At 40.1% G+C, this 12,506-nt stretch carries 14 protein-coding genes; 4 read left to right on the top strand and 10 right to left on the bottom strand.

Annotation, left to right across the window (positions count from 1 at the left end; all coding sequences use genetic code 11):
* Positions 1–269: 269 nt before the first annotated feature.
* A complete protein-coding gene (fpr, locus tag PR808_RS18910) occupies positions 270–1,016 on the top strand; it encodes a ferredoxin--NADP(+) reductase (RefSeq protein ID WP_206085959.1) in 747 nt (248 codons plus the stop codon).
* Between the two features lie 44 nt (positions 1,017–1,060).
* Here fpr and PR808_RS18905 read toward each other — a convergent pair whose 3' ends face one another.
* Positions 1,061–1,480, bottom strand: a complete 420-nt coding sequence (locus PR808_RS18905; protein WP_272539881.1) for a DUF805 domain-containing protein — start codon at positions 1,478–1,480, stop codon at positions 1,061–1,063.
* A gap of 51 nt (positions 1,481–1,531) precedes the next feature.
* Between PR808_RS18905 and PR808_RS18900 the strand changes: the two genes are divergently transcribed.
* The 3 genes from PR808_RS18900 (at position 1,532) to PR808_RS18890 (ending at position 4,363) form a co-directional block, all read left to right on the top strand.
* Entirely contained in the window at positions 1,532–2,146 is a 615-nt protein-coding gene (locus PR808_RS18900) for a DUF1454 family protein (RefSeq protein WP_206085955.1), read from the top strand.
* A 178-nt stretch (positions 2,147–2,324) separates the two neighbouring features.
* Positions 2,325–3,095, top strand: a complete 771-nt coding sequence (tpiA, locus tag PR808_RS18895) for a triose-phosphate isomerase (RefSeq protein ID WP_206085953.1) — start codon at positions 2,325–2,327, stop codon at positions 3,093–3,095.
* A gap of 323 nt (positions 3,096–3,418) precedes the next feature.
* On the top strand, positions 3,419–4,363 hold the full coding sequence (locus PR808_RS18890; protein WP_272539880.1) for an autotransporter outer membrane beta-barrel domain-containing protein: 945 nt from the start codon (positions 3,419–3,421) through the stop codon (positions 4,361–4,363).
* Between the two features lie 287 nt (positions 4,364–4,650).
* On the opposite strand, the gene PR808_RS18885 is transcribed toward PR808_RS18890, so the two are convergent.
* The 9 genes from PR808_RS18885 to PR808_RS18845 form a co-directional block, all read right to left on the bottom strand.
* On the bottom strand, positions 4,651–5,664 hold the full coding sequence (locus PR808_RS18885; protein WP_206085944.1) for a sulfate ABC transporter substrate-binding protein: 1,014 nt from the start codon (positions 5,662–5,664) through the stop codon (positions 4,651–4,653).
* A 485-nt stretch (positions 5,665–6,149) separates the two neighbouring features.
* Positions 6,150–7,127 (bottom strand): 6-phosphofructokinase, encoded by a 978-nt coding sequence (gene pfkA, locus PR808_RS18880; protein WP_047756829.1) that lies wholly within the window; start codon positions 7,125–7,127, stop codon positions 6,150–6,152.
* A 405-nt stretch (positions 7,128–7,532) separates the two neighbouring features.
* Positions 7,533–8,477 (bottom strand): phosphatidate cytidylyltransferase, encoded by a 945-nt coding sequence (locus tag PR808_RS18875; RefSeq protein ID WP_206085942.1) that lies wholly within the window; start codon positions 8,475–8,477, stop codon positions 7,533–7,535.
* Positions 8,474–9,115, bottom strand: a complete 642-nt coding sequence (locus PR808_RS18870; RefSeq protein WP_206085940.1) for a lysophospholipid acyltransferase family protein — start codon at positions 9,113–9,115, stop codon at positions 8,474–8,476. Before PR808_RS18870 ends, PR808_RS18875 begins: the two co-directional genes overlap by 4 nt.
* A gap of 217 nt (positions 9,116–9,332) precedes the next feature.
* Positions 9,333–10,085 carry a M48 family metalloprotease gene (locus PR808_RS18865; RefSeq protein WP_047756827.1) on the bottom strand — a complete coding sequence of 251 codons (753 nt, stop codon included), beginning with the start codon at positions 10,083–10,085 and terminating at the stop codon, positions 9,333–9,335.
* A 227-nt stretch (positions 10,086–10,312) separates the two neighbouring features.
* Positions 10,313–10,894 (bottom strand): HutD/Ves family protein, encoded by a 582-nt coding sequence (locus PR808_RS18860; protein WP_206085938.1) that lies wholly within the window; start codon positions 10,892–10,894, stop codon positions 10,313–10,315.
* A 79-nt stretch (positions 10,895–10,973) separates the two neighbouring features.
* Positions 10,974–11,258 carry an addiction module antidote protein gene (locus tag PR808_RS18855; protein ID WP_206085937.1) on the bottom strand — a complete coding sequence of 95 codons (285 nt, stop codon included), beginning with the start codon at positions 11,256–11,258 and terminating at the stop codon, positions 10,974–10,976.
* The gene (locus PR808_RS18850) at positions 11,249–11,602 is read right to left on the bottom strand and encodes a type II toxin-antitoxin system RelE/ParE family toxin (RefSeq protein WP_442960068.1); all 354 of its coding nucleotides are present in this window, start codon (positions 11,600–11,602) and stop codon (positions 11,249–11,251) included. The genes PR808_RS18855 and PR808_RS18850 overlap by 10 nt, the downstream gene beginning before the upstream one ends.
* A gap of 184 nt (positions 11,603–11,786) precedes the next feature.
* Positions 11,787–12,362: a Spy/CpxP family protein refolding chaperone gene (locus PR808_RS18845; RefSeq protein ID WP_206085858.1), complete on the bottom strand. Its 576-nt coding sequence runs from the start codon at positions 12,360–12,362 to the stop codon at positions 11,787–11,789.
* Positions 12,363–12,506 lie beyond the last annotated feature (144 nt).

Raw genomic sequence — 12,506 nt, 5'->3', positions numbered from 1 at the left:
AGATAACAAAATTTACGATTTTTTCTAAGTAGCTCGACATTTTAGTTTATACACCAACGGCAGCTATATTCGCCACATCTGTCAACATAACTGTACATTAAAATTAATAAATAACTATTATTAAGAATAAAACACTGGAACACATTATCGATAAGCATAAATAGTGAACTGTTTTAGTATTAAATCCTAATGAGCAATACCCCGACTAACTTAAGGTAAAACATCACTCACTTAGCGGGATTGATTTTGAAATAATAAGAGGTGGATTTATGGCAAATTGGGTAACTGGGAAAGTGATTGAAGCCAAGTTTTGGACTGATACATTGTTTAGCCTTGTCATCGACGCCCCCATTAAACCTTTTACTGCAGGACAATACGCTAAACTTGGCCTTGAAATCGAGGGAGAACGAATTCAACGTGCCTATTCTTATGTGAATGCCCCCAGCGATAACCGACTTGAGTTTTATTTTGTGATTGTTCCCGGGGGCAAACTGAGTCCCAAATTAGCACAGCTAAAGCCTAACGATACATTACAAATAACAGATGAAGCGGCAGGTTTTTTTGTCTTAGATGAAATTCCAGCGTGTAAAAATTTATGGATGCTTTCAACTGGGACAGCTATTGGCCCATTCTTATCAATCTTACAAGAAGGAAAAGATCTCGAACGATTTGAAAAAATCGTTTTATTGCACGCTGTTCGATATGAAAAAGACTTGAGCTATCTGCCATTAATGCAGGAACTTGAGCAACAGTACCAAGGAAAATTAAAAATTGTCACTGTTGTCAGTCGAGAGCAAACCCAAACATCTTTGCATGGTCGAGTCCCTGCCTTAATTGAAAGTCATGCTCTCGAAAATGCGGTTGGTTTATCCCTTTCGCCTGAAACTTGCCATGTGATGTTATGTGGTAACCCTGAAATGGTACGTGACACACGAGATACGCTAAAAATTAGCCATGGAATGATTAAGCATTTACGCCGTAAGCCTGGTCATATTTCCAGCGAGCAATACTGGTAAAGAGAGATAAACACTACCCTGAATATTTCAGGGTAGTCAATGCGTTATAAATAATTCACAGTCTCAGTTTTTTCACCGTACTTATTCGCACTATCCATTCCGACAAACACACCACAATCCAATAGCATAATCATCGCAATAAATAGGGGTAAGAATCGCCCAATTCCCCACTGCCAAATAGGTTCGAACTGGCTGACATCCATTGAATAAAGCGCAAAAGCCAATACAATTAATGCGAACCACCCACCTGATTTTCCTCTGTCGTGTAGGCGCTTTGAAAAAATCGCGGCTAAAGGATAAAGCAAGAGGACAAAAAGAAAAAGAGTAACCATTTCAGGTAATAAAAACGTATTCTGTAACAGGACAATCACAGCCACCAAAATAAAGCTGGCAGCGATACCGACCCAAAATGGTCGCCGCCCTATTCGACCTTTGAAGGAAAAAGCCCATTGTTGTAATGTCATTACTTATAATCCTGATACAATGTGAAAACCCAAAGAATGAGTGGCAAAAAAATGACTCAAACCTTAATTCGTTCGATATCCGCCATCATAACCATTTTTACACTCAGTGCGCCACCATTGGCATTCGCCCAAAAAGTGCCAACCTTACCTGATACTGATTTTGAAGTCGCTTACTTAGCCCCTGATGCGGCTTCTTTTAACCTCACCATCCCTGAGTTACGCACTCAGTTTAATCAAGCCTATAAAGATTTATATCTTCATGAATATAAAGTCATTGCGAGCCAAGACATTGCAGCTCCTTATATTCGTGCCGCTTCCCGTATCAATCAACAAATTTATTCTTCTGCGGTGTTAGAACGCGGTAGTGAAAAAATTAAAAGCTTACAAATTACCTTACTCCCAACAGATAACGTACAAGAAGCCCAAGAAAACCGCCAATTAATGGAACGCTATACGCTTGCAATCATCCATCAATTTGCCCCTGATGTTTCTTTAGATAAAGCCCCAGAGCTAACCACTGCCTTAAATAAATTTATGGCAGATCAAAACCCAACCCGTGCAGAAGAAGCTCGGTTAGGCGACCTGCGATATATTTTAGTAAAAAGTGACAATAATGTGCTTACTTTTGCTGTTGAACCGATTAAGCTAGAGCAACAAACACCCTAAACAGACTGTGATCACGCTCTAAGAACAAGCATGATGAAAAGCAAAGCTATTATGCCCTAATGTTCTTATAATACTTAAGGTGAATGGCGACAAAACTGTCCCGTTGCGTTGGCAACATTAATGCGCAATGAATAACTTATTGATTAATCATTCAAACTCTCTGGTTGGAGGAAATAACATGCGACATCCATTGGTAATGGGTAACTGGAAATTAAACGGCAGCACCCATATGGTCAATGACCTGATCGCAGGTCTGCGTAACGAACTGAGCAGCGTCGATGGCTGTGATGTAGCTATCGCACCACCCGCAATCTACCTGACTCAAGCAAAACATGCTCTAGCGGGCAGCCGCATTGCATTAGGTGCACAAAACGTTGACGTTAACTTGTCTGGCGCATTCACGGGTGAAACATCGGCTGAAATGCTTAAAGATGTAGGTGCAAAATACATTATTATTGGCCACTCTGAGCGCCGTACTTACCACAAAGAGAGTGATGAGTTTGTTGCTCAAAAATTCGCAGTGCTGAAAGAGCAAGGCTTAATCCCTGTTCTGTGTATTGGTGAAACCGAAGCGGAAAACGAAGCAGGTAAAACTGAAGAAGTTTGTGCTCGTCAAATTGACGCAGTGCTGAACACCCTAGGTGCGCAAGCATTCCAAGGTGCCGTCATCGCATATGAACCAATTTGGGCTATCGGTACAGGCAAATCCGCAACGCCAGCACAAGCACAAGCTATTCATAAATTCATTCGTACCCATATTGCGAAAAAAGATGCGGCGATTGCTGAGCAAGTCATCATCCAATACGGCGGCTCAGTCAATGCAAGCAATGCTGCTGAATTATTTACTCAGCCAGATATCGATGGCGCATTAGTGGGTGGCGCATCCCTGAAAGCAGATGCATTTGCTGTCATTGTCAAAGCAGCCGCTGAAGCGAAAAAAACAAAATAAATTTATTTTGTTATTTAATGATTAGCCGCCATTATTGGCGGTTTTTTTATTTAACGAGTAGCAAATTTTTAATTATTAAAGTTACGAATAATTTAAATTAATATTATTTTTAAAATCAAACGCTTGAGAAAACTCATTACCTCACACAAAAAATAAAAAACAATAAAACCAATTAAATTCAAAGTGATAAATATAATATTCACATCTTTAGTTTATCCACTATCAAATAATAACAATAGACACTACTGAAAGTTTAATTCAAATTTATCCTGCTTAACAAATTAGTAAATAACAATTAATAAAGTTTACTTTAAAGGATGAAAATGAAATATATAATTAGTTTAGTATTTAATATTATAATTATATTTCCAGCCATTTGCTTTTCAGAAACAAATAATGATTTTTGGCGAATTAAAACCAATGTCTATATGGAAATAGAAGAATATCAAGGGCAAGTCGATGCATTTAAAAATAAAGTGAACGATAAAATCAGTACCGTAGGCCAATTATCCCTGACAAACCCAGCATCTCAGTGGCGATTTGACATAGAACACCGCGAATCACTGAGAAACCATGGGCGTAATTTTAGTACTTCCCGTGATTCTTATCTTCGTAGCCGCACTCAACTTGACATTACAAAACAATTTGTTAAAACACCACAATCAGACATTGAAATTGGCGCCCGATATCGAAAAGAATCTAATGACTCCCCACCAGGAACCAAAGTACGCTCCTCCAATAGCTTATACGCACTAACACCAGCAGGTAACTATCATTTTAATGATAAATGGTCTTTTAATTTCTGGCTTTCTTATTATTATTACAGTAATTATTTTAGTTCTAATAGCCATGAAGCAGAAACAGAATTTGGAGCCACTTACCAACACTCTGAGGCCTTAAAAGCAAAACTGACCTTATACTTTGACAAAGCATGGGATAAACACTTCAGTACCCGGTTTATGCAATCACAAGTCCGCGCTTATTTACCTTTCACTTTAAAGTCTGATTGGCGTATTACGCCTTATGTTCGTTATGCTTTACAGGAAGACACCTATGATGAACATTTTTATCTCGTTCAAAAAATTAATAACGGTTTTCGTCTAGGAACAAATATCGAATATCAAGCCACTCCATCCTTAACATTATGGGGTGGTGTCGCCTATGAACCCTCAACATGGAAACATCCAAAAGATGATGGTACAACATCTGGTAATAATAATAAGCAGACGCTTTATCTCGGAAACATTGGCGTAAAATACCTTTGGTAACCGCACTAGTTAGTACACATAAGTATGTGACTCTACGGTTTAAAATATCAAAATACCAATTTTCAAAATAGTTTGAGTTGCAGCTAGGCGGCAAGTAAGTGAATCCCTAGAAGCATACATAAGTATGTGACTAGGGTGAGCGCACGCAGCTAACAACGCTGCGGCTCAAAATATGAAGAAAATATAGGAGCATACATAAATATGCGACTAGGGTGAGCGCACGCAGCCAACAACGCTGCGGCTCAAAATATGAAGAAATCTCCCTGCAAATTGAAATATGACGAGTATTAACGCTGAATTATCTCATCAAATACTCCCCCATTCGCAAAATGCGTTTTTTGCGCTGCCTGCCAGCCACCGAAATCCTTATCTACCGTTAGCAACTTCAATTCTGGAAACTGCTGCTGGTATTTTTTTGCAACTTCACTATCTCGTGGTCGATAATAATTCTTAGCAGCAATTTCTTGCCCTTCTGGTGAATAAAGATGTGTAAGATAGGCCTCTGCGACCTCTCTGCGATCACGCTTATCAACTGTTTTATCAACAACTGCGACCGTTGGCTCTGCTAAGATGGAAATACTGGGTGTAACCACTTCAAACTGGCCATTTTCACCTAATTCATTGATAGCAAGTAACGCTTCATTTTCCCAGGCAATTAATACATCACCAATGCCGCGTTCAACAAAGCTATTTGTCGCCCCTCGAGCCCCTGAATCTAATACTTCTACGTTTTGGTAAAGCTGCTTCACAAATTGCTTCGCTTTTTCAGGATCTTGTTGATTTTTATTTAGTGCATAACCCCAAGCCGCTAAATAATTCCATCGTGCACCGCCTGAAGTTTTCGGATTTGGCGTCACCACAGAGACATCTTTGCGGACTAAATCATCCCAATCGCGAATGTTTTTTGGATTATCTTTACGGACTAAAAAGACAATCGTTGAGGTATAAGGAGCTGAGTTATCGGGGAGTTTTTCTATCCAGTTTTTATCTATTCGCCCACTTTGCGCAATAGCATCCACGTCATAGGCTAAGGCTAACGTAACAACATCCGCCTCTAACCCATTAATAACTGAGATAGCTTGTTTACCAGATCCACCATGAGACTGACGCACGGTAACAGTATCCCCCGTTTTCTTTTGCCAATAATCACTAAACTCCTGATTATATTGCTGATAGAACTCACGCGTAGGATCATAAGACACATTCAACAGTTGAATATTTTTCGCCCAAGCCCCCGTCGTCAATATTAATAACAATGCGGTCGTTAATTGTGATTTTGTTACCTGCCATGAACGTGCCATTTTGAGCCCTCATCAAATTGTCGATAAGGCGAGGCTGACAGATAGCATCAATAACTGGAAATAATTAAAAAGAAAAACTTATGCTTACGGGGAATATATGAACAGGTAAGGGAGAGATTTAAGTTGTGACTAGGCGGCAAACGAGGATAGCTCGGGGAGCATATATAAGTATGTCACTAGGGTTAGTGAGTTTAGCTAACACCCCTACAGCTTGAAATATGACAAATATCCATCTTCTAAATAGTTTAAGTTGTAGGTAGGCGGCAAACGAGGATAGCTCGGGGATCATATATAAGTATGTCACTAGAGTTAGTGAGCGTAGCTAACACCCCTACTGCTTGAAATATGACAAATATCCATCTTCTAAATAGTTCAAGTTGTAGGTAGGCGGCAAGCAAAGCTAATCCCTAGGAGCATACATAAGTATGTGACTAGGGTTAGTGAGCGTAGCCAACACCCCTACAGCTTGAAATATGACGAAGATTTTAGTAGAGCTTCTTAGCTGTATCAAACCAATCCTTCTTAAAGACGCGTTTCATATTCATTACCGCATCAATGATATCATGGTGAACCAATTTCTCATTTTGGATACCCACGCAGCGGCCGCCGTAGCCTTCAAGTAGTAATTGAATGGAGTATGCGCCCATGCGTGATGCTAAAATACGGTCATAAGCCACTGGCGAGCCACCACGTTGAATATGGCCGAGAACCGTTGCGCGAGTTTCGTGGTGTGTTTCTTGCTCAATATATTTGGCTAACTCACCCACGTCACAAACGTGTTCAGTGATAGCAACGATTGCATGGCGTTTGCCTTTTTCAATACCGCGTTTGATTTCAGATAACAATTCTTCGCGATCGAACGCCATTTCTTGCTCAGGCAATACAAGGAATTCGCACCCGCCCGCGATCGCCGCAGATAATGTTAAATCACCACAGTAACGTCCCATCACTTCAACAATAGAGATACGTTTATGAGATGTAGAGGTATCACGCAAGCGGTCAATTGCTTCAACAACGGTTTCAAGCGCAGTAAAATAACCAATGGTGTAATCGGTTCCTGCAACGTCATTATCGATTGTACCTGGTAGACCAATGCACGGGAAGCCTGCTTCGGTCAGTGCTTTCGCACCCAAATAGGAACCGTCACCACCAATAACGACTAGCGCATCAATATGATTTTTCTTCAGATTTTCAAAGGCTATTGCACGTACTTTTTCATCACGGAATTGTGGGAAACGAGCTGAGCCTAAAAAGGTGCCACCGCGGTTGATCATATCCGATACGCTGTATCTATCTAATTGTTTCATGCGGTTTTCATACAGGCCAAGGTACCCATCAAAAATACCCATCACTTCTAGCCCTTCACCTAAAGCAGCACGTACCACACCACGGATCGCGGCATTCATACCTGGTGCATCGCCACCACTCGTTAAAACCCCAATTCTTTTAATCTGCTTGACCATGATGACCTCTGATTAATGAACATAAAATTGCAAATCGATAAAACCGTTACGCTGCTAATCTTTTTAACGCTAATTACGCTGGCTTACTAGTGCTGAATTGATTCACCTAACAGCATAATACGGCAAAGAGTGAATTATGCATCTGCTTTCCATCAAGCTTTTATGTTTTATTGTGATCCAGTTTACATAATTCTAGCCGATCACCCCAATAGGTAAATCTTTCAATGCAAAAAAAGCCCTAGAGTACCAACTCAAGCGAATTACCCTAGTTGAATCTTAGTTTGAAATAAAAATTAAGTACTGATGATAACACTTAAACTCCTTCTATGCTGTACCTATAAAACAAAAGAAAAGCACCATTTGGTGCTCTTTTAATTAACGAACAAAAACGAAAATAAAATTGGCCTATGTATAGTAATAACGCGTTAAATGGAAAAAAATAGGCGCGGCAAAACACAATGAGTCAATGCGATCCAGCATGCCCCCATGCCCTTCAATAATCGCCCCAAAATCTTTAATACCACTATCACGCTTAATGGCTGACATACATAAACCACCCACAAACCCCATAATCGTGATCGCCAATGACATTAAACCAGCAACCCACCAACTGAATGGCGTAACCCAATATAAGCAAATTCCAATCAGTACAGAGGATAAGATCCCACCAACAAAGCCTTCTATCGTCTTATTTGGGCTCAATTTAGGTACAATCGGACGTTTACCCATCAGTTTACCGAATACATACTGCAAGACATCGGAAATTTGCGTCACAATAATTAAGAAGAGCAATAATTTCACACCCTCCCCTTCATAACCCTCAATATTGAGCATCAACAACGCGGGAACGTGGCTTAAACAGAAAACTGTCACCAACATCCCCCATTGAATTTTTGCCGTGCGCTCAAGAAAATGAAAGGTATCCCCTGCGAGTGCAATACGTGTAGGTAAAAAGAGGAAAACAAACACAGGCACAAAAATTGAAAACATCCCATACCACTCAATACCGACCAGAAGGTATTGCAATGGAATGAAAATAAAGAAACACCAAAATAACGCTTCATGATCACTTCGCCGTGTTGGCGTTAAAGTAATAAACTCGCGCAACGCAAAGAATGATATCAATGCAAATAAAATAACGACTGCAATGTTGCCAAGTACTACCGCCAATACGCAGATAATACACATCACCCACCATGCCCGGATACGAGCATTCAGGTTATCAATTGTTGGATTGCTTTTATCACCAGAATAACGGTAAGCCAAGATCCCACCAACGACACTCGCAAATACTAATATTCCAAACACACCCGATAACAGTAAGGCTAATTCGCTGTCCCAAACGCTCATGGCATCAACTCCTCTAGCGCTTCTTTGGCGCGTTGCAAAAATTCAGTTTTATTTTCAGCTTCGGTTAAAGGAGAGATAGGCTTACCGACTACCGCAGAGCAAATAACAGGCACAACTAATTTAGACCCTTTTGGTAATACGCGGTTAAGGTTTTCAAGGTAGATGGGGACGACTTCAACATCGGGATATTTTTTCGCTAAATGGTACAGGCCACTTTTAAATTGACCTAGCACTTCGCCACTACCACGGGTTCCCTCGGGGAAAAATATCAATGAATGCTTTGCTGCCAAAACGGACTCAAGAGGCTCCAAGATATTACCTTGCGCAGGTTTGTCCCCTTTTCTATCGACAAGGACAGCGCGAAAAACGTTATTCACTAAATAACGGCGAAATGGCGTTTTATCCCAATAATCTTTCGCGGCGACAGGGTGAACAAAATGGCGCATCAGTGGCGGTAAACCAGACCAAATGACTAACCCATCTAAGTGGCTTGAATGATTTGCATAATAAATACGCGGGGTTATGGCAGGCTGGCAGCCAACCCAACGAGTACGAACCCCTGTTAATAAACGGCAAGTTCCCGATAACAGCATTCCCATTCCTTTTGCAAGAAGGGAAATTTTCTGCACTTTTTCCATCTTTTTTCCTTGTTAGCGTTTTATCAAACGTAAAACTGCAACACCATGAAAAAACCTGAATATTATTTAATAGATAAGATAGTGAGTGATTTAAGGAAGTACAACGGGGGAAGTTCTGATTTCTAATTCTGAAATAAGAATATCTGCAAGAAATACATAATAGGTGCAACAATGCTTATTTACACTGTTACACCTTATTATCAAAAATAATTAATAATTATTTTTTATCAGCGGCGATACGGTCACGGATGTTTTGTGCGCGCTCACTTGAAGGTGGGTGAGAGTCAAACATGCTGGTCTCTTGGCTACCCATTTTTGCCAATTTCTCAAAACCAGTCACTAAACCGTCAGTTTTTACACCACGTTTTTTCAGTAAGTCATAAGAGAAGTTATCCGCTTCGCTTTCTTGGTGTTGAGAGAACTGGGAGTTGATCAGTTTTTCACCCAATGCAGCAACTTGTGATGCGCTCAGTTGTTCAACTACGCCGCCAGCTGATGCTGCCGCTGTACGCGCTGCAACTGCTGCATAAGCAACTTGCATTGCTTTACGAGTATGGCCTAATGCTACGTGCCCCATTTCATGGCCCAGAACGCCTTCAACTTCGTTGTCGTTCATGACATCCATCAGGCCGCTGTATACACGCACACAACCATTCGCCATCGCCCATGCGTTTACATCGTTAGTCATGTAAACTTTATAGTTAACGGGTGTACCATCAACTTCGTTACCCAGAGCTTTAGCGATTTTGTCTAAACGTTTGGAATATTTGCTTGATGAAGGAGCAATTTTGTTCTGTGCGTCCATCTCTTTACAAGATTGATCGCTTAATTGCTTAACATCTGAATCACTCAGTGTTGCTGCTTGGAATAATTGCATTCCAGAGTTAGTCAACATCCCTTGGTCCATATTTTTACAGCCAGTTAAAATCACAGCAGAGACAGCAACGGCGACAAGCGCTTTCATTTTCATAGATCATTTTTCCTTTAAGAAATACCATTCTTATTTTTTTAGTGACGCTAAAGACTATAAATTTTGCGGAAAATAACAATAGGAATAAAGCCATAATTACAGGTTCTATGAATTTGATAACATTTTTACTAAAATAATTTAATCGACAGAGTAATATCCCACCCTAAAAAATAATTAATGCTAAAAATATTGGAAAAACATCCAAATAAATAGCATTAAGTCCCTAACTATTTAATAAACAACTCTATTATGCAGAAATCCTGTCCTGCAGATTGCTGAGTTGAAAATTGCAGTGGCTGGATATTGTTTCTCACTAACAACGTTTCAAAATGTTTTAACACAAACGGTTGCGAGTTTACGTCCAAGCTCATACTTGGCGCAGTACTGAAAATGAGAATTTGGGCTGCATCGCTAATCCAAGAACTACCCGATGCTGAATTTACCCACTGTAGGCGTGCTGAATATTTTGCAGGATTATAAATGAGATTAAAATCACGAATAGCGCCTTTAACTAATTCAGCATGCACATTGCTCTCCCCCTTGAAGGCAAAGAATTCTTTTTGCTGTAACGTCACTGGGCTCTGGTCATCCACAAGCAAAGTCATCCCATTCCCTTCCAGCACACCAATAATACGTTGGCGATTTAAAAAATGAGAAAAAGGCCCCGCAGCTTTCACATCCGCAATTGATACCCGCCAGTCAAAATCATCAAGCCCTTCACCATGGCTTCTCGCCACTTCCAACGTGACGCCTTGCCCATTTTTCCAAGGCATACTGCGATAATCCTGAGCTGTTAACACCTGAACCATAACGTTATCCTATTTTTTAGTAGAGAGGTAATAGCAAGATAATGAGATAAGAAGTTTTTATTTTAATAAAAACAGAGTATTAAATACTTTTAAATTGTAGCTTCAAACCAAGAGAGTTAACTATTTTTATGATTGTGGTGAATGTAGGATTACCTTGACCTGATAATGCTTTATATAAACCTTCACGGCTCATCCCTACCTCTTTAGCTAGTTGACTCATATTGCGAGCTTTTGCTATATCCCCGAGAGCCGATAATACTAAAGCAGGGTCACCTTCCTCCAAGATCTCATTAAGATACAATTGGATTTCTTCTTCGCTATTTAAATGCTCAGCAATATCATATTCTTTTAATTTTATGGCCATAATTCACCTTCAATTTGACTAAAAACCTGTTTGGCTTTGATGATATCTTTTTGCTGGGTTCCTTTACTCCCACCTGAGGACAAAATGACCATAACGTTATTTTTCTGTTTTAAATAAACACGATACCCTTGCCCCTCATGTATCCTCAGCTCTGAAAAGCCATCACTAATTGGCTCAATATCGCCAAAATTTCCATTTTTTAGGCGCCGAATTCTCACTTGAATCTTTGTTTTCGCCCTTAAATCCTTGAGATCGCGTATCCAGTTGTCGAATAGATCTGTCGTTAAGACTGTTGTCTCCTTGTCTTGATACCTGTATCTTAATCGCCCTCGACAAATTGTCAACTATAGTTAACACCCAACCTATTTAAACAAAAAAAAAAGCCCCTAAAAGGGGCTATAAAAGACAGGGATGGTGTCTATGGCAAGGAAAAACTTCATTTATTGCTACTTCACTACTTACTTCAAAATTAAGGATCTGAAATTAACTTGCTTACTCAACTACAACTACGGGTACTCTCAATCTGATTTATTGGAACTGCATCGCTTGATATTCAGCCATTTTGTGTTGGTGAATCTGTTCAAGCTCACTTTTCTGCTCTGGCGTCAATAATTGGTATAATTCATGATGAATTCTTGCCATTTCAACGCGTTGTTCCAATTCTTTTTGCATTCTTTTTTCAAGTTGCTGGCGAACCGCTTTATCATCAAAGCTATCCGCTATAATTAATTTATGTAACGCTTCACGCTCTTGCACTAATGCCGTGCTATCAGTGCGATAATGGCGCTGCGTTGCCATCAAATCACGTAGCTGCTGGCGTTGCTTTTCATTTAATGTGATACCATTAAACATAAATGTGCTGGCGCGTTCTTCACTGCTAAACATGTCATGTGACTGAAATGGCACAACGACTTGGTGAGCTGTCGAAGGTACTTCCTCAGGCTGCATCTGCAACATTAATGGCACTGAGCTTTCATCATTCGCAACGTTCTGTGAAACTTCTGCGAAAGCAATTGTTGGTCCGAACACAAATGCAGAAGCTAAAACTAACATTGCGGTTTTATGTACTGTATTATGTACTTTGCTATGTGTTGTTCTTCGCATTTGACACCTTGTCTCCGAACTGTGCTCGTGATTCAATGTGAATAAATATACACCTGTGGCTGCAAACTAGCGTCAGAGCATGTAAAAGAACGTAAAGTCATGGAATCGTACAGATTGTTATCGTATTTTGGCAGTTGGAGGACT

The organism is Providencia sp. PROV197 (assembly GCF_028479625.1).
GTDB lineage: Bacteria > Pseudomonadota > Gammaproteobacteria > Enterobacterales > Enterobacteriaceae > Providencia > Providencia vermicola.
Note: the sequence above shows the minus strand (reverse complement) of the source record. Positions and strands in the feature narration are given on the sequence as shown.